The organism is Aeromonas sp. 600527 (genome assembly GCF_049175415.1).
GTDB classification, from domain to species: Bacteria; Pseudomonadota; Gammaproteobacteria; order Enterobacterales; family Aeromonadaceae; genus Aeromonas; species Aeromonas veronii_A.
On record NZ_JAAKVA010000004.1, the window covers coordinates 213,931 to 237,247 of the forward strand.

At 56.9% G+C, this 23,317-nt stretch carries 16 protein-coding genes; 5 read left to right on the forward strand and 11 right to left on the reverse strand.

Annotated elements, in window-relative coordinates:
- Positions 1-139: 139 nt before the first annotated feature.
- Positions 140-1,045 (forward strand): TIGR01777 family oxidoreductase, encoded by a 906-nt coding sequence (locus G5154_RS08075; protein ID WP_421250692.1) that lies wholly within the window; start codon positions 140-142, stop codon positions 1,043-1,045.
- 117 nt (positions 1,046-1,162) lie between these two features.
- Here the strand turns inward: G5154_RS08075 and G5154_RS08080 are convergent, their stop codons facing one another.
- A complete protein-coding gene (locus G5154_RS08080; RefSeq protein WP_421250693.1) occupies positions 1,163-3,610 on the reverse strand; it encodes an ABC transporter permease in 2,448 nt (815 codons plus the stop codon).
- Between the two features lie 36 nt (positions 3,611-3,646).
- Positions 3,647-4,342, reverse strand: coding sequence for an ABC transporter ATP-binding protein (locus tag G5154_RS08085; RefSeq protein WP_421250694.1), 696 nt, complete (start codon positions 4,340-4,342; stop codon positions 3,647-3,649).
- Between the two features lie 56 nt (positions 4,343-4,398).
- Here G5154_RS08085 and G5154_RS08090 point away from each other — a divergent pair, with 56 nt between their 5' ends.
- Positions 4,399-5,010, forward strand: coding sequence for an arylesterase (locus G5154_RS08090; protein WP_421213121.1), 612 nt, complete (start codon positions 4,399-4,401; stop codon positions 5,008-5,010).
- 15 nt (positions 5,011-5,025) lie between these two features.
- Here the strand turns inward: G5154_RS08090 and G5154_RS08095 are convergent, their stop codons facing one another.
- Positions 5,026-8,481: a NahK/ErcS family hybrid sensor histidine kinase/response regulator gene (locus G5154_RS08095; protein ID WP_421250695.1), complete on the reverse strand. Its 3,456-nt coding sequence runs from the start codon at positions 8,479-8,481 to the stop codon at positions 5,026-5,028.
- Positions 8,482-8,825: 344 nt separating this feature from the next.
- Here G5154_RS08095 and G5154_RS08100 point away from each other — a divergent pair, with 344 nt between their 5' ends.
- Genes G5154_RS08100 through G5154_RS08110 form a run of 3 tightly spaced genes read left to right on the forward strand, consistent with a single transcriptional unit; the run spans position 8,826 to position 10,879 of the window.
- The gene (locus G5154_RS08100) at positions 8,826-9,437 is read left to right on the forward strand and encodes a DUF2975 domain-containing protein (protein ID WP_337072479.1); all 612 of its coding nucleotides are present in this window, start codon (positions 8,826-8,828) and stop codon (positions 9,435-9,437) included.
- A gap of 7 nt (positions 9,438-9,444) precedes the next feature.
- Positions 9,445-9,654, forward strand: a complete 210-nt coding sequence (locus G5154_RS08105) for a helix-turn-helix domain-containing protein (RefSeq protein WP_005335250.1) — start codon at positions 9,445-9,447, stop codon at positions 9,652-9,654.
- Between the two features lie 7 nt (positions 9,655-9,661).
- A complete protein-coding gene (locus G5154_RS08110; protein ID WP_421250696.1) occupies positions 9,662-10,879 on the forward strand; it encodes a hypothetical protein in 1,218 nt (405 codons plus the stop codon).
- A 77-nt stretch (positions 10,880-10,956) separates the two neighbouring features.
- On the opposite strand, the gene G5154_RS08115 is transcribed toward G5154_RS08110, so the two are convergent.
- The 8 genes from G5154_RS08115 to G5154_RS08150 all read right to left on the reverse strand — a co-directional run bounded on the left by G5154_RS08115 (position 10,957) and on the right by G5154_RS08150 (position 23,305).
- Positions 10,957-12,111: a 3-phenylpropionate MFS transporter gene (locus tag G5154_RS08115; protein WP_421250697.1), complete on the reverse strand. Its 1,155-nt coding sequence runs from the start codon at positions 12,109-12,111 to the stop codon at positions 10,957-10,959.
- A 487-nt stretch (positions 12,112-12,598) separates the two neighbouring features.
- Complete coding sequence (locus tag G5154_RS08120) at positions 12,599-13,015, reverse strand: hypothetical protein (RefSeq protein WP_421250698.1); 417 nt, start codon at positions 13,013-13,015, stop codon at positions 12,599-12,601.
- A gap of 609 nt (positions 13,016-13,624) precedes the next feature.
- A complete protein-coding gene (locus tag G5154_RS08125) occupies positions 13,625-14,419 on the reverse strand; it encodes a lysozyme inhibitor LprI family protein (RefSeq protein WP_421250699.1) in 795 nt (264 codons plus the stop codon).
- A 4-nt stretch (positions 14,420-14,423) separates the two neighbouring features.
- Positions 14,424-16,973 (reverse strand): glycoside hydrolase family 19 protein, encoded by a 2,550-nt coding sequence (locus G5154_RS08130; protein WP_421250700.1) that lies wholly within the window; start codon positions 16,971-16,973, stop codon positions 14,424-14,426.
- A 34-nt stretch (positions 16,974-17,007) separates the two neighbouring features.
- Positions 17,008-19,089 carry a type VI secretion system tip protein TssI/VgrG gene (gene tssI / locus G5154_RS08135; protein ID WP_421250701.1) on the reverse strand — a complete coding sequence of 694 codons (2,082 nt, stop codon included), beginning with the start codon at positions 19,087-19,089 and terminating at the stop codon, positions 17,008-17,010.
- Positions 19,090-19,437: 348 nt separating this feature from the next.
- The gene (hcp1, locus tag G5154_RS08140; protein WP_010634242.1) at positions 19,438-19,956 is read right to left on the reverse strand and encodes a type VI secretion system effector Hcp1; all 519 of its coding nucleotides are present in this window, start codon (positions 19,954-19,956) and stop codon (positions 19,438-19,440) included.
- 226 nt (positions 19,957-20,182) lie between these two features.
- Positions 20,183-20,893, reverse strand: coding sequence for a LuxR family transcriptional regulator (locus G5154_RS08145; RefSeq protein WP_337072483.1), 711 nt, complete (start codon positions 20,891-20,893; stop codon positions 20,183-20,185).
- Between the two features lie 306 nt (positions 20,894-21,199).
- Positions 21,200-23,305, reverse strand: coding sequence for a TonB-dependent hemoglobin/transferrin/lactoferrin family receptor (locus G5154_RS08150; RefSeq protein ID WP_421250702.1), 2,106 nt, complete (start codon positions 23,303-23,305; stop codon positions 21,200-21,202).
- Between the last annotated feature and the right edge of the window lie 12 nt (positions 23,306-23,317).

Here is a 23,317-nt window from a genome sequence, read left to right on the forward strand (position 1 = left end):
ACGCTATTATTCCACACCTGGCGGCAAATCAGCGGCACGGTTAACACAGTTGAGTTGCTCATCACATACTCTGCGACCCTGCTTGTTGATCCAGAATCAGCCAATTAGAGTAGAGCAAAAGGGAGCAGGAGTGTGCAGCATGAAAATTCTGATTACCGGCGGAACAGGCTTTATCGGCCGCAAGCTGGTTGCCCATCTCAAGGTCAATCACGAGGTCGTGGTATTGAGCAGGCAGGGGAGCCGCGCATACTCCCTGCTGGGTCACGATATCAAGGTATTGGATAACCTAGACCGACTCGATGACCTCAATGACGTGGACGCCGTGATCAATCTGGCGGGTGAACCCATTGCCGCCGGGCGCTGGAGCGAGTCGCGCAAACAACTGCTCTGCGATAGCCGCTGGCTGCTGACCGAACAGCTGGTGGATCTCATCAAACTCTCCAGCACACCGCCCAAGGTGCTGATCAACGCCTCCGCCATCGGCTGGTATGGCAAACAGGGTACCGAAACCCTCGACGAGCAGTGCAGCTCTCCCCACGACGAGTTTACCCACCAGCTCTGCCAGCAATGGGAAACCCTGGCGCAGGAGGCCCAGAGCAGCCAGACCCGAGTCTGTATCGTACGAATCGGACTGGTACTCGGCATGGAGGGAGGCGCGCTACCCAAAATGCTCCCCCCCTACCGACTCGGCCTCGGCGGCCCCATGGGCTCGGGCAAACAGATAATGAGCTGGATCCATGTGCAGGATCTGGTACGCGCCATGCTGTTCTTGCTGGAGCACGAAGAGTGCGGCGGCATCTTCAACGGAACGGCGCCCCATCCGGTCAGCAATCGGGAGTTCAGCGAGACGCTGGCCGCTACCCTGCACCGACCGCACTTCTTCTTCGTTCCCGCCCCCCTGTTGCAACTGGTGATGGGGGAAGCGGCAGATCTGCTGCTGACCGGACAAAAGGTGATACCAACAAGGCTGCAACAGGCCGGTTTTCACTTCAGCTATCCCGAACTGCCTAGTGCCCTCGCCAATCTGCTGCGCGAGCCCCGTTAACCGATGCCAGCTCTCTGATCCTGTTCATCAATACCTCGCATAGCAAGCAGCCCGACCAATGGCCGGGCTGCTTGCTTATTGTTTGCACCTTGTGTGCATCGGCTCACGCTGGCGGGATTACAACAATCCCTGACCCAGACCCCGCAGCCGATCGCTCAGGGTGCCAGCCAGCAGCTGGCGCTGCATTCCCTGCCCCGCCAGCGTCACCAGCAGCGCCCCCAGCGTCGGCAGACCAAGCCAGATGGCCCAGTGGAACTGCCACTGCCCCTCGAACCACCACCACTGCAGGCCAAAGGAGCAGAGCTCCACCACCATGGCGGCACAGAGCCCCGCCAGCGCACCACTGGCCACCAGCTCCCAGCGCAGCATCTTCCTGAGCAGATCGCTGCTGGCACCCAGAGTGCGCATCAGCAACAGCTCGCGCCGACGCTGAGCCATGCTGGCCTGTGTCTGGGTCAGCAGCACCAGCAGAGCCGCCACCGTCACCAGCCCCAGCATCAACGCCAGTGCCCGGCTCACCTGCTCCGATACCTGCGTAAGCCGCGCAATCAGGTCATCCACATCGATAAGGCTCACCGTGGGGTGGCGGCGAATAAGCTCCACCTCGGCAGTGCGCCCAACCTCGGGCAACCGGTAGCTGCCAAGCCAGGTGCGGGAGAAGGGTGCCAGCAGATCCCCGGAGAAGATCATGTAGAAGTTGGGGCGCATATTGTCCCACTTGATGCTGCGCAGACTGGTAACCCTGGCGCCGAAACTGCGACCCTCGATGGTAAAGGCGAGCATGTCCCCCAGCTTGATATCGAGTCGCTTGGCCAACTCGCTATCCACCGACACCTCGCCGGGCCCGGCGAGCCATTTCCCGGCCACCAGCTTGTTGTCGATTGGCAGGGTGGCGGTGGTAGTGAAGTTGAGCTCCCGATCGACCCCCTCGCGGCCACTGCTGGCCCCCTCGCCCACCGCCTCACCGGCGATATGGGTCAGCCTGCCGCGCACCATGGGGTAGAAGTCGGAGGTGGTGGCCCCGGCTGCCGCCAGCTCGCTCAGGATCCCCTCCCGCTCATTCTCGGCCACATTGACCAGAAAACGGTTGGGTGCATCGACGGGAAGACGAGCCGAAAACTCATCCAGCAGATCGACCCTTGCCGCCCAGAGCAAGCCAAACAGCATCAATGCCAGCGCAAAGCCCGCCAGCTGGAACAGGCCGCTGCTGCGCTCGCGCGACAGGTGGGCCAGCGCCAACCGCAAGGCATGAGGCCCGTTCACGTTTGCTCCCAGCCGCAACATCAGCGCCGCCAGCAGGGCCAGCAGCCCCATCAGCAAGCCCATGCCACCCACCAGACCCAGCGCCAGCCGCACATCGGCGGTAAAGCCCCAAACCAGCGCAAACAGCCCGAGCAACCCGACCGGCAGGGCCAGCCAGGGGGGAATGCCCGCCTCCAGCTCCCGACGCAATACCCGCAGCGGCGGCACTTTCAGCAGCCGCAAGAAGGGCACAAAAGCGAGCAGCAGGGTGATAAAGAGCGCCACCGCTACTCCCAGGGCAAAGGGGCGCCAGGAGGGAGGCGGCAGATCCGGCGGCAGCAGGTCCCCCAGCAGTTGCAAGGTGATCCACTGCATGGCCGTACCCGCGACCAGACCCAGCAACGCGCCGATCAGCGTCAACGACAGCAGCAGGGTTCCCATTAGTTGCCAGAGCGAGCGACGGGATGCCCCCAGGGTTTTGAGCAGCGCCACCATATTGGTCTGGCGCTCGGCAAAGTGGCGCACCGCGATCCCCATCGCCAACGCCCCCAGCAATACCCCGCTTAGGGAAGCAAGCCGGAAGAAACGCTCGGCATTGGCCAGCGATCGGCCGACACGGGATTCGCTGTCATCCGGTTTGATCCACTTCTGTCCGGCCTGCAACTGCGGCAATAGCCACTGTTCGTAACGAGCAAGCGACTCCCGCGGCCCCTTGAACAGATAGCGCCACTGCTGGCGGCTGCCGGGGAGCAGAGCGCCGGTCGCCTCGATATCAGCGCTATGGATCAGTGCACGCGGCGCCAGCAAGAAGGGGCTGAAGCCCTGATCCGGCTCCTCGCCAAGCAGACCAGCCACCTTGAGCACCGTATTGCCCACCTCCAGCTCATCCCCCGTTTTGACCTTGAGCAGCTGCATCACCCGAGCGGAGAGCCAGATCTCGCCGGGGGCCGGGGCGCGGGCCGGTTCCAGAGTGAGCTTGCCATAGAAGGGAAAACCATCGGGCACCGCCCGAATGGAGGCGAGCTGCAACGCATCGCCGTGAAACAGCATGCTGTTGAAGCTGACGGTGGTCTGCACCGCCAAGCCATCCAGTTTCGCTCGGGCCAGCCAGCCATCCGGCAGGGCGGCGGCGGTGCGCAGCACCCGATCCGCCCCGATAAAGTCGCGGCCCGACGCCTTGAGTCCGGCATCGAGCCGATCCGCTACCAGCGCCACACTCAAGACGCACGCCACGCTCAGGGCCAGCGCCAGCACAAACCAGCGCAGCTCGCCGCTGAAACCTTCCCGGCGAAGCAGCCGCCATCCCAATCGCCACTGCATCATCCCTTGTATCTCCCGCCTGATCCGCAGCTCACCCCGTTACACCACATCATGGGCCACCTCGCGATCCAGTCTGCCCGCCGTCATGACCAGTTGCCGCTGGCAACGCTCGGCCAGCTGATGATCATGGGTCACTACCACCAGGGTGGTGCCGTGCTTGCGATTGAGTTCAAACAGCAGCTCGATCACCTTCTCGCCGGTCTTGCTGTCGAGGTTGCCGGTCGGCTCATCCGCCAGCAGCAGGCTTGGACGGGTCATAAAGGCGCGAGCGATGGCCACCCGCTGCTGCTCGCCGCCGGAGAGCCGTGGCGGCAGATGGTGCAACCGCTCGCCAAGCCCGACTGCCGCCAACAGCTCGCGGGCCCTCGGCTCGCAGTGGCGTTCGCCACGCAGCTCGGCAGGCAGCATCACATTCTCCAGCGCCGTCATGGTCGGGAGCAGCAGAAACGACTGGAACACAAACCCGATCTGCTCGGCGCGCAATCGGGCCCGCCCCTCCTCATCCAGCTCACCGAGAGATTTGCCGAGGATCTCGATCTCCCCCTGACTCGGCAGATCGAGCCCGGCCAGCAGCCCCAGCAGGGTGGACTTGCCGGAGCCGGAGGCGCCAACCAGGGCCACCGTCTCGCCGCTATTGACTTGCAGATCGATCCCTTCAAGGATGGTGAGGCTTTCCTGGCCGAGGCGAACCGATTTGCCGAGGCCCTTGACGACAATAATGGGGGTTGAACTCATGCTCTGTATCCTTTGTTCCAATCCCTTGATGACAATCCATAGCGGGAGTTGAATTGATGGTGCGTATTCTGTTTGCCTTGTTCGTTGGCCTCGGCAGCCTGCTCTCGTCGGCTCAGGCCCAGACCCTGCTGGTACTGGGAGACAGCCTGAGCGCCGGCTATCAGATGCAGGTTGAGCAGAGCTGGCCCGCCCTGCTCAACCAGAAATGGCAGGCAGAGGGGGGCAAACACACCCTGCTCAATGCAAGCATCAGCGGTGAAACGACACAAGGGGCTCTGGCCCGTCTGCCCGCCCTGCTGAAGGAGCACAAGCCGGACTGGCTGCTGATCGAACTGGGGGGCAACGATGGCCTGCGCGGCTTCGCACCGACCATTACCCGCCAGAATCTGGCCAGTATGATCGCGCTCGCCAAGGAACAGCAGACCCGTGTGGTGTTGACCCAAATCCAGCTTCCCCGCAACTACGGTGCCCGCTATCTGCGCCAGTTTGAACAGATCTTTCCCGAGTTGGCCCAGGCTAACGATCTGCCCCTGCTGCCCTTCTTCATGGATGATATTGCGCTGCGCCCTGAACTTATGATGAACGATGGTATTCATCCCACCCCGGCGGCCCAGCCCAAAATCCGCGACAAGGTAGCCGCTTTTATTGAGCCCCTTATGGAGCCATAAGCAACATCCCCCTGTTTACCTCAGCAGCAGGCTGTTCATCAGGGCCCGCAGTTTGAGCGGTTTGACCGGCTTGCTGATGTAGCCATACCCTCGCTCACGGATCTGCACCTGCAACTCGCTCTTGCGATCGGCGCTGATGACGATGCCCCCCAACTCGTCACCACACACCTGTTGCAGCGCAGCCAGCGCCTCCAGCCCGGTCTTGCCATCGTCGAGGTGATAGTCGGAGAGCACCAGTCTCGGCACAAACCCGTCTGCCACCAGCGCTTCGGCTTCGGCCAGATCGACGGCGCAACGCACCTCGCAGCCCCAACGGCTGAGCAAAGTGCTCATGGCGGTCAGAATATCCCGCTCATTGTCGATGCAGAGCACAGCTACGCCTTCCAGCTGGCTGTCACGCACCACCGGCGCCGCCAGCTGATGGGCCGTGACCGGCCGGGTCGCCAGATTGAGGGTCACCGCAAAGACCGATCCCTTGCCCGGCCAGCTTTGCAGGGTGAGCTGATGGCCAAGCACCTGCGAGATGCCGCGGGCGATGGCGAGCCCCAGACCCAGCCCCTGCTCCTTGGCGGTACGGGAGTGATCGAGACGGGAGAACTCGTCAAAAATAGCCTCCTGCTTGTCCTGCGGGATACCGGGGCCGTTGTCCCACACCTCGATGCGGATCTTGCTTCCTGACCTGCGACAACCGAGCAGCACCCGCCCCCCCGGATTGTAGCGAAACGCATTGGTCAGGAAATTCTGCAACACCCGGCGCAGCAGCCGCACATCGCTATGCACCGCATGCTTGCTCTCCACCACCGAGAAGTGGATCCCCCCCGCCTGCGCCAATACCCCAAATTCCGCCTTGAGGTTGTCGAACAAGTCATGCAGGGCGAAGTCGAGTTTCCTGGCTTTGAATTTGCCCGCTTCAAGCCGCGAGATATCGAGCAGATCGCTAATAAGATCCTCGGTCGCCCCCAGCGCATCGTCGATATGGTGGGCGATACGTGCCGGTTCCCCCTCGGCGGGCAACATCTCCAGCAGGGAGGAGGTAAACAGCTTGGCCGCATTGAGGGGCTGGGTCAGATCGTGGCTGACCGCCGCCAGAAAGCGACTCTTGGAGTGGTTGGCCCGCTCCACCTGCTGGTTCACCAGCAATAGTTGACGGTTGAGCTCGGAGAGCTCACGGGTGCGCTCGGCCACCCGTGCCTCCAGATGTTCGTTCGCTTCGCGCAGCACCCGTTCGGCATCGCGAAACGGGGTGATGTCAGTAAAGGTCATGACAAAACCACCGGCGGGCATGGGGTTGCCCTGCATCTCGATTACTCGCCCATCCGGGCGCTCCCGCGCCGAGATATGGGCGCTGCCCCGCTTCATAAAGGCGACCCGCCGCGCCACATGATCCTCGATATCGCCGGGGCCACAGAGCCCCTGCTGCGCGTTGTAGCGGATGATCTCTTCAATGGGGCGCCCTGCCTGAATAAGCCCGGGCGGATAGTGGAACAGCTCGATGTAACGGCGGTTCCAGGCCACCAGCCGAAGCTCCCTGTCCACCACCGAGATCCCCTGCCCGATATGCTCGATCGCACCCTGCAGCAGGCCGCGGTTGAAGCGAAAAACGTCGGAGGCTTCATCGACGATGGTGGCGATCTCCTCGAGCTGCATGTTGCGCCCCTGCAGGGCAGAGGCGAGCACCAGCCGTGCCGATGAGGTACCAAACACCCCCGCCAGCAGCCGCTCGGTGTGAGCGATAAGCTCGGCCGAAGCCTGCATCTGGGGCGCCAGGGTGCCGCCCCGCTCACCGGCGAAACGACCAAAGGCGCGTTTGACCCGGCTTGAGCCGACAAAGCGGGCCGCCAGCATCTCCAGCTCCTTGACCGAGACCCGCGCCTGATAGAGGGCGGCGGTATCGCGACTCGGCTTGCCGACAAAGTTGGCCGCCTGCAGCCGCTCGCTCACCGCAGGGCGCGACAGCAGCGAGCCCGCCACATAACCGAGCAGGTTGAATAGCAGGCTCAGGAAGATGCACCAGGCTCCGAGACTCAGCTCGCGAAATGCGGGCCAGTCCGGCGGTGCCAGCAGTTCGGCCAGCGGTGAACCGGCCAGCAGCCCGCTCTCCACCAGCAGGGTGACGAACCAGAGGCTCACCCCGAGGCTCAACCCAAGATAGACCCCCTTGCGATTGCCGTGACGCCAGTAAAGACCGAGCAGCAGGGCTGGCGCAAACTGGGCCACCGCGCCAAAAGAGAGATAGCCGATGCGCGACAAGCTGGTGAGATCGCCGAGCCAAAGGTAGAGCCCCCAGGCCGCCAGCAAGATCAGCAAGATGGCGCCACGGCGCACCTGCAACAGCAGCCGTACCAGCCGCTCGTCACGCCCCTGCCGCCAGAAGCGGCGCAGCAGCACCGGCAGCACCAGATCGTTGCTCACCATGATCGCCAACGCGATGGTGCAGACGATCACCATGCCGGTGGCCGCCGAGGTGCCGCCGAGAAACGCCAGCATTGCCATGCCATCGAACCCGAGGGCCATCGGCAGGCTGATCACATAGGTGTCGGAGGCCATGTCGGCCCCCACCCACTGCTTGCCCGCCAGCGCCAGCGGCCAGATAAAGAGCCCCATCACGAACAGGTAGAGCGGGAAGATCCAGCGCGCCCAATGCAGATCCTGTCCCTGATTGTTCTCCACCACAGTCACATGAAACTGGCGCGGCAGGCAGATGACGGCGCACATCGCCAGCACCGTATAGATGGCAAGCTCCAGCAGGTTGCCAGGGCTCACCGCCACCACCTGTGCAAAGAAGTCGCGAGTCACCACCTCGTGAGCCTCGCCCGGTTTGCTCAGGATCAGCCAGAGGGCGAAGCCCCCCACCGCGATAAAGGCCAGCAATTTGACCACCGACTCGAAGGCGATGGCTACCACCATCCCCCTGTGGTGCTCGGTGGCATCGAGATGGCGGGTGCCGAACAGGATGCTGAACAGCGCCAGCAGCAGAGTGACCCCGAGCGCCAATTCGCTGGTGTTGCTGGTCGGGCTGATGCCGCCGCTGTTGACCATCAGCAGATCCAGCCCGGTAACGATGGCTTTGAGCTGCAACACCAGATAGGGGAGGATCCCCATGATGGCGATGAGGGCGATCACCATGGCAAGCCGCTGGGATTTGCCGTAACGGGCGGCGATAAAGTCGGCTATGGAGGTGATGTGCTCGCGCTTGGCCACCAGAATAAGGCGGGCCAGTAGCCGCCAGCCAAACAGAAAGACCAGCATGGGGCCAAGGTAGATGGGCACCGGTGACCAGGGGGATTCACTCGCCTGCCCCACTGTACCGAAGAAGGTCCAGGAAGTGCAGTAGACCGCCAGCGACAGGCTGTAGAGCAGCGGTTGCCCCTTGAGACGGTGCCGTTTGTGCTTGTCTGCCACGAAGGCGATCAGAAACAGCAGCCCAAGATAGGTGAGCGACAATCCGATCAGCAGCCATCCCTGGTGCATCGATAACCCCTTGTAGATGTTGAGTTTTTGTATACAACCTCGCCAGTCTAGAGAGGCGACAGCCAAAAGTCATCCCCCTGCAGTCAGATTGAATTTATCGTTTTTCAATAAATTCAGCCTTGACACTATATCGTAAAACGATAAACACTAGCGCCTGTTTATTGATAAACAATAATTTCATGCGCGCACGCTCCATCTTTCTCTTTCAAGCAAGAGGTGAAACGATGAAACACCACACGCTCGGACACATCAGCGACCTCATCGAATGGTTCCTGCTGCTGACCCTGCTGGCAGCACCGTTCATGGCCCTAATCTTTCTGTCACATTCCATCTGGAGATAAACGATGAAACACAACAAGCTCGAACGAATGAGCGGCCTGATCGAGTGGGTTCTACTATTTGCACTGGTGGCCACACCACTTATGACCGTCATGGGAGCCTGGTCACACCTGTTGGGTGGCAACGACTATCTGCATCAGGAGCTGGTCGATGCCCTGGCAGTGAATGACGGTTCCACACTCCGCAATGTCCCACTGAACATGCCCTCGCCAGTAGTGACCACTCCGGCCCCCTCGATTGCCGACTACTCCCTCAGTATGGGAACCCGCCTGCTGGCGACCCTGGTCATGCTGCTGCCTGATGTAGTTTTCATGCTCATCCTGTGGCAACTGCTCCAGCTGTTTCGTGGCTATCGACGCGCTATGCTGTTCACCTTCGGCCAGATCCGTCGTTACAAGATGATCGGACTGCTGCTGTGTGCCAGTTTCATCGCCGAGATCATCACCACGCCACTGCTGGATATAGTGCTCACTCTGCATGGCCCTGAACTGTACTGCACCATCAATATCAGCTCCTCAAACTTTCAGCTGCTGCTGGGTGGATTGATCGTCTCGGCGCTGGCACTGGTGATGCGGGAAGCAAAGCAGCTGGCCGATGAACAACAACTGACGGTGTGAGGATCCCATGCCCATTATCATCCGGCTCGATGCCCTGCTGGCCGAGCGCAAAATGACCGCCCGCGAACTGGCCCAGCGCATCGACATCACCGAGGCCAACCTCTCGATCCTCAAGAATGGCCACGCCAAGGCGGTGCGCTTCTCCACCCTGGAGGCCATCTGCCGTGAACTCAAATGCCAGCCCGGCGATCTGCTGGGCTACGAGCAGGAGCGCTAACCCTCTTATGAGTCGTCATATCACCCTGTTTGCCCTGTGGCTGCTGCCGCTGTGGGCCTGCGCTGGCAATGACGCGAACGGCCCCCGCTACCTTATCGAGCAGGGCGCCAGCGCCAATGTGCTGCAAGTGCACCTCACTATGCAGGGCAAACCTCCCTTTACCCTGCTCCCCGCTCGTCAGTTGCCGGGCAGTGCCACGCCGGTTTCCCCCGCGCTGGTCTGCCTTGCAGACAACCAGCCGGTTGCCCTCAACCAGCCCTTCTCCTGCAAGGAGATCGGCTGGCAGATCACGCTCACACCGGCTCCGGCAGAGGGTGCTGATGCCTCGGCCCAACAGTCGCTGCTGTTTGCCCCTGACCAGTGGCTATTGACCGAGTGGGGTAACTTTGTGCGCCAGATGGGGAGTCGCCAAGGAAAGGTTTGTCTGCCGGATGGCAGCTGCCAACCACTGCCGGATGTCAACCAGCCGCCGCTGATCCTGCCATTTGGTCTGGACACTGTGCCCGTCATCAAGCCGGATCCGCGGCTGGTGCTGAGCCATGACGAGACCGCCAACCAGCTCGATCTGCCAGCCTTGCAGCAGCAACTGAATGAGATCATCGACTATCTGGCCTTCCAGCTCGATGTGGAGCCACCCACTCATCCATGGCAACTGGTGTGGCTGGGGCGGGATGTGGCGACCCGCTCCCTTGGCGGCGCCGCCGGGGATCAGGTGTTTGTCGCCAACTACCCCACCGAGGCTGGCAAACCGACGCCACAGGCCCCCTTGCGCCTGCTGCGCACCTCGGCCCACGAGGCGGTGCATATCCTCAGCGCTCGCCACTCTGCTCCACAACCCACCTGGGTCAACGAGAGCCTCGCCGAGTACCTCGCCATCAAGGCGCTGCGCCGCTTTCGGCTGCATCAAGTCACGGCGGTCAACGAGCTGGCCGAGCGGGGCAAACAGATGCCCCATCGCGAGAGCGGCCTCTATCGGGCAGCTCGCGAGGTGCTGGCGGGCGATCGCTCCTACTACCCGCTCTTTTACGTCAAGGGGAGCGCCTTCTGGGAAGCGCTGGAGCGGGAACTGCAACACAATGACGTGACGCTGGCGCAACTGCTGCCCCAACTGGGCTGGCTGCCGGATGGACGCTTTGATGCCGCCTCCAATGAGCTGCTTGCCGGCACCATCGGCTCGGATACCTGGCGCCGTCTCAGCCGCCTCTATCTTGGCGAGCAGCAGTAACGCCGCAAACTGCAACAACGAAAAAGGGAGAGCCGTGGCTCTCCCTTTTGTGAGGAGATGATTCAAATAGACAAATATCAGGCTGGAGCACTCTCCTGCGCAGACGGCGCAAAGGGACGCAGCCGCAGGAAGAACACCGGCAAGACCACCAGCACCATCAGGAAGAAGATGCCGCCGCCGAGAGGCTCGAACAGCACGCCGCAGAGTGCCATCAGGGCCGCCACCGTCATGCCGAGGCCAAGGGCCGCATAGAGCGCCTGGGTCGGGATCAACTGTTCGGCCGGTAGCTGGCGGGTCATGAAGCGCACCGCCCCGAGATGACTCACCCCGAAAGTCACCGAGTGGAGCAGTTGCCCCAGCACCAACACCCACAGCTCGGTCGAGGCACCCAGCAATACCCAGCGCACCACACAGCCGATGGCACCTGCAATAAATAGGCTCTGGGCGCCAAAGCGCTGCAAGAAACGCTTGTCGGCGGCAAACATACAGATCTCCGCCACCACCCCGAGCGCCCACAGATAGCCGATGATGGTGCCGCTATATCCTTGCGCCTTCCAGTAGATGGCGCTGAAACCGTAATAAGCGGCGTGGCTCCCCTGCAGCAGAGCGGTCAGCAGCAGGAAGCGACGCACCGGCGCGCTGCGCAGGGTTGCCAGCAAGGACGCCTTGGCGCGCTCGCCCTGACTATCCTGTGGCGCCGGATAGAGCGGCAGCCAGCTGAGCAGCAGCATCAGCACCAGCCCCGCCACCATGGTGTGCAAAATCCAGTCACTACCGAAGTTGCCCACCAGCGCCCCCACCAGAGTCGAGGCAACGATAAAGGCAAAGGAGCCGCACAGCCGCACCTTGCCGTAATCGAGGTGCGCCTGCACCACCATGCGGGTCGCCAGCGCCTCACCCACCGGCATCAGAGTCGGATAGATAAAGTTCGCCAGCAGGGTCAAGCTCACCAGCCACCAGAGGTTATGACTGAGGTAGAAGCCGAGAAACGCCAGCAGACTGAGCAGGGAGAGCAATCGGGTAACCGGCAGCAGATGACCCGCCCCCTTGATCTGCCCCATCACCATCAGGTTGCCGGCAAAGCGGATCGCCATCCCCGCCCCCAGCAGGAGACCAATCATCTCGGCGCTGACGCCCACCCCCTCCAGCCAGAGCGACCAGAACGGCAAGTAAGCGCCGTAGACAAAATAGAAGGCGCCGAAAAAGAGCGCTAACCAGGAGAACGCGGGCATAGATCCTCTGCAACCAGATGACGGGAGCAGAATGATAACTCATCCGCCCCCACAGATCCCGATGGAAACCCCGCTAAGAAAACGGAAAAACTTCAACAAAATTGAACTATTACCGAAGGTACAGGGTCTACTTGGTAACACCTCCTCCTGGTTAGTGTTGCAATTCTTCCACCCGCCTATGGCGGGTTTCTTTTTTGTCCCCTAATCACTTTGCTTCATCATCAGGATCTGCATCTCGGATTCAAATTTAAATCCATCCTCACAACGAAAAATCATCTGGATACAACAAATCTTCGAGCTATCCTGCACCAAAACTATTTGTAGCGATAAAAAAACACCGGCGTTAAGCCGGTGTCAGGTGATAACTATGCCTGTACATTCCAAAAAATAAATGCCCCTATCTTCCCTTGTCAAAAATAATTTCCACTTGGAAAGTTATACACAAGCCTAATTAGTTGCAATTAATCAAACCTGCTTCTCATATCATCTAACAGCTTCCAGTTAAAGAACAAGGCATCCAGCCAGAATATTCTCGTCCTTTAGTTGATTTATAGACGACATAATCCCAACCTGACTCAGGTTTTTTCCTCAGGACAACATCACCTTTGACAAGATAAGACTTAGCTCTGTTAATTGGCAGTGGTTCAGGAAAAAAATAACTCTTCCCTTTTATTTTTAATTTTACATCTTTCCCTTTCATCCATGCATCAAATTCAGGCTTAGACACTGCTTGTAAAATCCTTTCCTTTTTATAATATTGAAAGGAATATGTTATGCTATTAGCGCCATTAGGGTTTACAATGTCTCCACCAGAGCCAAAATATGATGTTAACTTTTCATCTTTAATCAACTTACCATTGAGATAAGAAAAAACAATGGTATTAAAATAATTAGACCAATTCATTCCTGTGTCTGAGTCTATTTGTGACTCCTGAACAACAAAATATTTACTCGTTAAGTTATCAGTATTTAAGTAGAAGGAATTCTGTATTTTACCCTTAGAAGACAAATAAGGAAGGTAATCAACAAAATACCTCCCCCCTTATTGTCATCAAAAAATGCCGCGATAACATCGTCGCCGATGGTATCATCAACCCTGTCTACGAAAAATAGTTTCCCCTCATGACCCTGAATGGAATCCTCTGATTGTGCAGCACAAGAAAACGACAACAAAAATATAAAAAGCAAAGATGACATTAACTCTACCCACAAAAACAATCAGATATTTTCCCGACCTAACAAGGCTCCAGAGCTTGATTGTGAAATTTAATCTGAACTGCTATAAAACATAAGAGAAACTGCTTTTTTTGAACTAAGTTTCCATAATGAAGCAAGAGGAGCCTCTGTCAGAGACTCTTCTTTAACTTACCGTGAAATTAACAATTATCCACATCATCAAGGTATTAGGTGATGTACTTTATTTTATTTTTCGACATCATCCAAATCACACTGAAAAGTTAACAACTCACCGTAACGTTCAAATAATGAAATGCATTTTAATTAACAAGATGCATCATAAATAATCAAGTGAAATCTGTCCAAGATTGCTATAAAAATCTTCGTTAGAAAGACTCAACTTGGATTTTTTTACTAGCACGCCATTTCGATCAATTTCAATCACATTGGTTGTTGAACTACTAATTTTATAAAGACATTGATAGCCATCTATTTTTTTTGCGACGTTATATTGTTCTTCTTCATTGTATGACATGTCGTCCAATTTCATGAAAATAGCTGAAAATGAATCATAGTCTCTTTTAGCTTCACTATGTAAAGCCCAAAATATTTTTTCACCAATCCTTTTAAAAACATTGCACTCAACTCTCTTTATTGCAGATGCAAGATACTCTGTGCATACAGAAAATTTATTCTCACCATCAATTAAAGTTGAGAATGTTGTTCCTCCCTGTGGTGCTACATCTTTAATAACAAGACGTTGGCCACTCAATGTTACAATAACGTTTGGTGGTGACAACACAACATTTAACTTAGCATTTCCCTTGTCATGAAAAAATTTAATTCGTTTTTCATACATTGAAATCAAGCAGCTGTTATCGGTGCATTTTTTCCTTTCACGCAACCACGTCCTTTGTTCATCCTTTATTGAAGACGCCGAGCTAGGGTTGGTCTTCAGCACATATTTATATTGAGTGGATAGAGAGCTGTCTAATTCTGACAAAACCTTATCAGAGCATATCATCTTCTCTATTGATGACTCTGCCTTACCACAATCAAAGCTAGGTGAAGCAAAAACTGAGAGTGAGGCCCAAAATGCACATAAACATAACATAATTCGTGAATAAGACATGTGTTTACCTTGAAATTAAAATACATGAGGATATATTCTTAGCATAATCCGCTATATCTTGCGCCCTATCTAACCCATTTATTATTTTACGAGCATTATAATAGTCTGCTTTACTAGCTGAAAAATATTGATCTAACTTTCTACCGGTAAAAATTCCGTTTTCCATACCCCAACACATAATTTTACCTGCAATAACTTGGTCTTTGGCCAATTCTGGAGAATTCAGCAAATCAACACCTAAATAGTTACCGGCTTTATCATAATTGGAGCGACCTGTTAGCTGAACAAAACCACGGCCATGAAATTTGACGCCATCGCCAGGCTGAATATTGCCAAGCGCGACTGCCACTTTTTTTCTATCTTCATTTTTAGCAAGGAAATAATCATACATACCTTCAAAATAATTCCTTCCCCCAACCTCTGATATTGGAGCAAAAGTATCACCAGTTTCTAACTTTGCAGTGGCTAACATATATGCAACTTTTCGTTCATTGCAAGAGTCGACATTATCAGAATAATACTGTTCGATTGCATCAAACATCAATGATATATTTCTTCTTTGGCTCTCACTTAGAGGGTAAAAATCTTTATATTTTTCAAAAAAGTACTGGCGATCAATATTAAAGCCATTCTGATTTCTAACCAATTCTATCATCCCTGCCGGATGAATAAACCAAGGATTGGTATCACCCAATATCTTACTGGCATCTTCCATCCACGCCATATTGTTGTGTACCTGCATGGCATATTCATAGAGCTTTGGCTGCTTAGCCAACTCCTGTTTTAAGCGCGGCCACTCTTGGCCTGGCTTTACCCATTCACTTTTGTGCTTGATAAACAACATCCGCAACTTGCCCGCCAACTCCTCATCGGCCAGCGCGGCCTTGATATCATTGCCGCTCAGGGTGCCATCGTTGTCCCTATCTGTCACCAGCTTGTCATAGAGGGTACTAAAAAATTTGCTCGCCTCTTTCTGCTGCTGATCTTCACTCTCGGTATCTGCCTTGTCCAAAAAGCCATCTTCATCGCTGCTGCCATCGACCAGTTTGACGCCCAGCTTGTGCCAGTCATGCTGGCTGATGACTTCGACATCACCGCCCTGCAATACGAACTCGCCAGCCAACTCCCCGTCCGCAGCAGTCCTCTCACGCACCTTCACAAAATTGTTGGCACCATGAGTGACAATATCAGACTCTTTCACCGCCAACGGTAAGACCTGCGGCCCAAAATTAGCAACCTCGTGAAAACCATGCTGGCTATCGTTGGTGAGGCGATAGGTGGTCACTTCTTTTTTTACTAGCAGGTAGCCTTGGCCACCGGTTACTCGCGCCTTGTTATTGATGCAATCTTCAAGCGCCTGTTTGTCGCTCTCTGACACAAACACCTCAAAGTGCACGGCTTTGCTGTCGGCGTCTTTCTCGAAACCGCTGGCACCGGCAGTGGCTAGCTCATGCTCCCCCCAATGACCGATGATCTCTCCGGCCTGCACCGGTATCGGATTTGCGCTGCGGTTAACAACCGGCGCATCGTCTTTGAATTCGACTGGGGTACTCGGTTCTGCGGTCAGTCCGGCCCCCATCTTGCTTTTTGCCAACCAGCCAACGGCACCTTTGCCAGCATTGGTCATCACCTGATTGGCACTGTCTTTGACTGTGCCGCTGCCCGTCTTGAACACCTGTACTTTACGAAACTCTGTCGTGCCGCCATTGAGGTTCACCATCTGTGGTGGCTCAGTGGATACCACCACCTCACTGCCAGCAGGCAGCCCCATGCTACCCACTGTGGTGTCAGCAGTTTTACGTAACCATGTATTACTCGGGACCTTGTGGCGGGCCGGTTTGCCTTCTGGTGGGGTCATCCACGTCGGCTTTTGTGGAAATTCCTGCTGTAATTGGCTTGCCGCAATATGGAACAGGCTGTCCGGGTCATCAACGTAGTGCACCAGATAGTAATCGTGGGGCTCATCTTTGTGGTTAAGCAGGCTCTTCACTTCCTGGCCGACCAACTTCACTTCAGCCCCCCTTTTCGCATAGACAGGTTTATCGCCAGACAGCTGACGTGTCAGCTTGGGAGGATGTCCCTCGACCACCGGTTCATAGGTGGACACACCTGTCCCCTTGACCATTACTCGCGCCGCCTCGGGACTGTTGTAGCTGTTCTCACAGGCGATGTGCATGTAGAGGCTGTAGAACGTCAGGCGATTCTTGTTCTGCTCTCCGCCTTCGTAGCGATGACGAACCAGACAAAACGAAGGGGAGGTATACAAGTCAATCTTTCCCTCTGGCTTGCCCTCTTCGGTGCTACGGGTTGCCTTGGCCGGTTTGGTCGCCAGTCGGTAGGCCACAATCTCCCCGTCAGCAATCGCGCGCACTGCTCCGCTCGGGTGCCAGCCTCCGCTTTTACTGAAATGGATACCACCGTGCCAAATGCGGTTACGGCCTATCGGGAAGGTACCGCTCTTGAGACCATTGATCTTCTTGATAAATTCATCGAGGGATGCAATCTCGCTGGAGCCATTTTCACCCGCCAGTTGCATGGGATAGACGATTTTCATCTTTATCATTCAATCCTAAGTTATTCGTCGAACATCAAGCAGAGGGCTGATAATCGCTATCGGGCTCCAGCACCTTGAGCAACGCCTCCATAGCCTTCTCGGTGGCAATCGCCTTGACCAGTTCAACCAGTTCCGGAGCTTTGACCACCTCGACCCCTTTGGGAGCAACGGGAGCCTGACCTGCCCAGCCAGAGCCTGCTCCTGGGCTGCCGCCGGCATTGAGTTTGATGGCGGGGCCCACCAGCTTGATGCCGCTCGGGTCAACTTTCACAAAGCTGCCCCCCCCCTTGAGGGTGATCTCGGAGCCCGCCTCTAGCACCAGCTTGTCACCCACCTTGATATGCACCTCTTCACCCGCTTCCACCAAGAGGGATTGACCCAGCTTCTGGTGCAGGGAGGCATCCACCGTCAGCGAATAGTCCGCCTTGATGTGGTCCCGTTTCTCGCCTTCAACTGTCAGGTGGTCATTGCCGAGGCTGGGCGGAGCGCCATCCTTGCCCGGCACCTTTCTGATACGTGTCACCCGATCAAAGTCGATATCCCGATGCTCGTCATGCTTGATATGCCACGCCGCATCGTTTTCAATCAGCACGTTCAGGTCTTTCTGACCGTGGATATAAATCTCTTCCTGCCCCGCCTGGTCTTCGAAACGCAGCTCGTTAAAACCCTCGCCCTGGTGAGTCTCGGTGCGCAGCACGGTGCGGGTCTTGTTGGCGGGCAGCTCATACGGCGGCCGGTTGGTGGCGTGATAGGTGCGCCCGGTCACGATAGGCTGGTCGGGGTCACCTTCCAGAAACGAGACGATGACCTCGTGGCCGATACGCGGAATCGCCATCATGCCGTACTGACCGCCGGCCCAGCCTTGCGATACTCGCACCCAGCAGGAGCTCTGGTCGTTACTTGAGCCGTAGCGGTCCCACGGGAATTGCAGCTTCACCCGGCCATGTTCGTCGCAGTAAATCTCCTCCCCTTCCGGGCCCACCACTATCGCGATTTGCGGGCCGTCCACCATCGGCTTGTGGGGTGCCTCGGGGCTGCCGATACGGGCGCGCCAGGTAGTGCTCGCTTTCACTACGCCAAATTCGTTGTGGTAGACGGTCGGGCCGCTGCCGCCTTCTTCTTCCAAGGCTTGTGGCTGCTCACCGGTGTGGCGGATATGAACGATTTGCCAGTCGGTGTTGAGGCTGCCGTTCGGATGTTCGGTGAGTGAGAAGTGTTGACCAGGTAGCAATGCGGCGCTGTTGGACTTGCCACTGCCCGCCACCGCGTCATTGCGCAGGGCATCGAGCCGATGCTGGACAAACGCCTTGCCGCTCGGGTCCTGCTTGTAGCGGCCCGGGTAGTCGAAGTGCTGGTAGGTATCGCGCTGATGCTCAAGCTCAGCGCCCTGCTTTTTATGGGAGAGGCCAGAGGCCGGGGTCTTGAAGCTGTAGTCTTTCAGCTCCACATCCGAGGGGCGCACCGATTCGCGGTAGTGGAACTGGCGCACATAGGGGCCTTGTTCCAGCGAACGGTTGCCGAGGTTGAAGAAAAGCTCGGGGCCGGCAGTCAGTGCTGCCGCGTCATCGGCAAACACAATGCGGTGCTTGCCTGCTTCAAACTCGTGGAAGTAGAACAGCCCCTCTTCGGCAGCAAGGCGATTCACGAAATCGAGGTCGGTCTCCCGATACTGCACACAGTATTCCCGCTGGGCGTGCTCGTTCTTGAGCGCAAAGGCGTAATCGGTGATGCCATGTTCTTGCAGCAGGATACTGAGGATTTCATCGGGCTTTTGCGCCTGGAAGATGCGGGAGTTCTGGCGCAGCCCCAGCCGCCACAGGGCGGGTTTGACCTCAAGGCTATAGCGGGTGCGGCGAAAGCCGCTGTCCCCTTGGGCAAACTCGCTCACTACCCCGCACACCTGGCGTTGCAGCTCGCCGTTGTACCACACCATGAGCTCGCAGGGTTGGTCCAGCACGGCGCCAAAGTCGACATCGGGCTGGCTGCTGGCCAGCTCAAGGCGCAGGTTGAACGGCCGATTCAGTCCCTCGTCCAGCTGGAAACTCGCCACCACGAAGGTGCTCTCGGGCAGCGCCCCCACCTTGACGGTAAATTGCAATCCGGTTTGATTAGCCATGGCTCTCCCCTCTTATCACGGCCACGCGATGTCTGCGCCCCTCTTCAAGACCCCAACCGCCAAACCACGCTCCCGCCCTCTCCTGTGCCACAACGGGCAACCAAGATAACGGCGAACACGGGTTACGGGCGGATTGGGTCTGCATCACAGGACACCCTTTAGTGCTTTGCCATCCCTCCGCGCTCACTCGCAGGGCATCAAACCCCGGCTGGGGGATGGCAAAACAGAAAAGCTCCAGCCAACCCGTTGGCCAGGCTGGAGAAAATGCACAGTACAAGAAGCCGGTTGAACAACCGGCTCAAAGACACATTACTACTTACAAGGAATACCAAAGTACCGAAGCAAGGCTTACGCCTCGATGGGGGCGCGCCAGTCGTCCGCACCGGAAGTGCCGGCAACGGTGTGCTCCCAGTCAATCTTGCGGTAAGCCATGGAGACCTGGATAAGCTGGGTAAAGTCAGACTTCGCCGGGTCCTGGCAGTGGGGCATCTGGCAGTCGATGTCAACGATAGTGGCATCGGTCAGCACGGTAGAGAAGAAGTGCTCCTGCTTGCCCTCAACGGAGGTGCGATACCACTTCAGGGTCACTTTCGGCAGCATTTCGCCGGAAGCCAGCGCGTTGTACATCAGCGGCACGGCTTTGTTCAGGGCGACGGTGAACTTGAACGGCTTGTGGACACGCTGACCGGCAGGCTGACCGGATTGCGGGTCGGTCGGGACGGTGACAACGTGCTGGAACTCTTGTACCAGCATCTCGTCTTCGTGGCCCTGCACGAAGATGTTGCCGACTGAGTCAGAGGTGAAGGCCCCGGCGGTGATATTGCCCTGGGTTTTACCTTCGATGCTGATATAACATGGAGTTGGCATGTGTATGCTCCTAAATAAGTTGGTTAAACGAGATAGCACTCGACCAACCTTTAGCAGCGACCATGCCACTTTTTTATTCTTTATTTATCAGTCAATTACCTTCCATCTGTTCTCTCTCTACGCGCATAGATGCAATAACTTGCGCAATATCATCACACCCACTGGCAAAACTGACATTTTTAGTAATTTAATCTACGTAATGAGCAATTTTTTGCGTTAGGCAGCATCATGCACTGTCATCATCCACATTTTCAATCTGTGCCGTGTCAATGTTCAGTCTGACAATACCCTGCATCAGCGCCCATGATATCGCCTGATTTTTGCAGCTCGCACCCAGCTTCTCCGCTATCCGTTCAAGATGGAAAGTGACGGTTCTGGGCTTGATCCCCAGGATCTGGGCAATATCACTCACTTGCTTGCCTTCGGCAGCCCACTGGCACACTTCCTGCTCCCGTAACGTCAGCTCTTCCTGAGGCTGCCTCACACAGAGACAAACACGGGCTACCGCTTCAAAGACATGCACAGCCAGCCAGCTTAAAAAAGGAGTGGCACTCAACCATTGATGCTCGGTTCGTGGGGCGCGAGTGATCAATGACAGCAAGCCAACATGGCCATTAGCCCCATGCCAGGGAATTGTGATCCCGTCGCGCAGCCCCATCTCATATGCCTGCCGCATCACCTCCAGCCCCACCATATCTTGCCGCTCACAACACTCGGTGATCAGGCTGCCCCAGAGGATGGGGGTGCTCTGCTTCATCCCTTTTCTCACAACGGGATCCACCGTAAAGAAACGTTGTTTGTCGTAGCTCTGCACCCACTCGGCAGGGCATCCGTTAAAAATCCTCACATCAGGACGCTGAATCGAACTGGGAAAGATGAATCCCAGCCGGAAGTGGTCAAAACCCATCTGCTGGCTAAGGGTACGCAGCAGGGCCACTATGGTCTGCTCGTCAGAGGCCTCATTGAAGCGGGTAATCAGCTCAAGAGCGTCGGCGGTGTCGAGGAAAAAGTTCGATGTCGAAGTCAAAAGCTAGGCACACCCATTGTAAAGAATTACTAAATGTCATTAACAATGAATCAAATAGCATAATATCTCGCCAACACAAAGAAAAAGGCGAAGCCAATGAATAACATGGTGTGAGCGGGTCACCTCACACCTGGCTACATGTATAAAAAATCCCCGCCTGTCAGGGCGGGGATCCGGTGCGGGCAACAGCCCTCGATCACTGCGTGTGTTGTCTTTTTAGAATACGTATTTGACCCGTGCACTCAGGTTGCGGCCCGGTTCGGTCATCATGCTGTTATCGGAGCCCTGGGCACGACCGGCGATGCGCTCGTAGCTGGAGTACTCCTTGTCAAACAGGTTGAAGACCCCGACGTTGAGCTGCAGATCGGTCATCGGGTTGAACTGGGCGTACATATCCACAACACCCCAACCGGCGCTCTTCACGTAATCCTTGCCTTTGCTGTCTTTACGGACTTTGTCCATGTCGTCCGCAAAGCGCAGCGCGGTGTTGAAGTTCCATTGGGACTGTTCCAGACGCACACCGACCGAGCCGTTCAGCGGGCTCAGGCTGTTGATGTAGTTGCCATCCCCATCCTTGCCTTCGATGTAGGCGAGGTTGCCCCAGACATTGACGATATTGTTGAGCCAGTAATCCGCCTTGGCTTCGACCCCTTTGGTGGTCGCCTTGCTCAGGTTCTGGTACTGGTAGACGGCGGTGCGTCCCTGCTGACCCACTTCCACCATCTCGATGAAATCGTCGAACTTGTTGTAGAAGCTGGCCAATTCATAGCTAAAGCCGTGGCTGTTGCCACGCACGCCGAGATCGATGCCGTCGCTGCTCTCCGGATTGAGGTTCGGGTTGGGCTCGATGCGATAGCCGTAAGCCTGATGGTTCAGGGTGGAGAAGGCGCTGTCATACATGGGGGCCTTGAAGCCATGGCTGTACTGGGCGAACAGGTTGGCCGCCTCGTGGGCCTTGAACACCAGACCCAGCTTGGGTGACAACTCCCCTTCGGAGAACTTGTGCAGCTTGTCGCCTGTGTAAGCCGGATCGTTGTCCGGGGTCATCCGGTAGTAGTCATAACGGGCACCCGGGGTCAGCACCCAGCGCTCGCCAAACTTGATCTCGTCAAAGGCCCACAGGGCGCTACGCTCGCTGGTGGTAGCCGGGAAGCTCAGCTCGTTGTAGCCGACAAAATCACCGGGAGTCGTCGGCCCCTTGTAACGGGTACGTTCGTTGTCGGTGTGCTCGTATTCAGCCCCCCAGGCCAGGCGATGGTTGGCGACCGCCTTATGGAACTGCAGCTGGGCGCCGATGTTCTTCTGATCGAACACGTTGTGATCCAGCGAGTTTTTGGTCACATAGGGGTTGCCGGGGCTGACCGGATACTTGGATGAGGCGTACTGATCCAGCGTCTGCTTGGTGCGGGCGAAGTAAACCTTGCTATCCATCCGATCTGCCCAGCCTTGATTCAGCGCGATGCCGTGATCCAGCACCACAGAGAGGTTGTCGGTCTGCTTGTCGGTGATGGGCTGATCAAAGACACGGGCGGTGCCGGTACCGACCTTGTTGAGCTTGACCGCATCCGGCTCCTCGCCATCGGTCAGGTAGTCAACGGTCAGCTTGAGGAACTGCTCATCGGAGAGGTTCCATTTGCTCTTGAGCAGCAGGGCGTGGGTACCGATATCGAAGTCGTTTTTGGTGGAATCGAAATTCTGGGTCACACCGCCATCGCGCCAGGTGTAGCGCAGCAGGTTCTCCACTTCACCAGTGCGCAAGGCGCCGGTAAAGCCCGCCATCTTCTGGTGGCTGCTGGAGGCGTAACCGCTGGTCACGTCCAGATAACTATCCTTGCCCTTGAGGAAGTCGCTGGCATCCTTGGTGGTGATGGCAATCACGCCACCCAGCGCATCGGAGCCGTAGGCGGCAGAAGCGGGCCCCTTGGCCACTTCTACCTGCTTGATCATGTCGGTATCAAAGTAGCTCTGACCGACACCGCCCTTGCTGTAGGCATCGTTCTGGCGCACGCCGTCGCGCACCACCTTGACCCGGTTTTCACCCATGCCGCGGATGATGAAGGTCTGCGCATCACCCTGACCGCCGAGCACGGTCACTCCGGGTTCGTAGCGGAACAGGTCGGCGACGTTGGTGACGACCTGCTCTTCAATCTGCTTGGCGGTGATCACCGAGATGGGGCCGGAGACATCTTCCAGTTTTTGCTCCATCCGTGAGCCGCTGACGACCACGACTTCATCCGCCTTCTGGGTGGCAGCAAAGACCTGGGAGGAGAGACCAGCCGCCACGGCGAGGGCAACCAGAGAGAGTGCGTTATGATGGGTCACAGCGAATCCTTA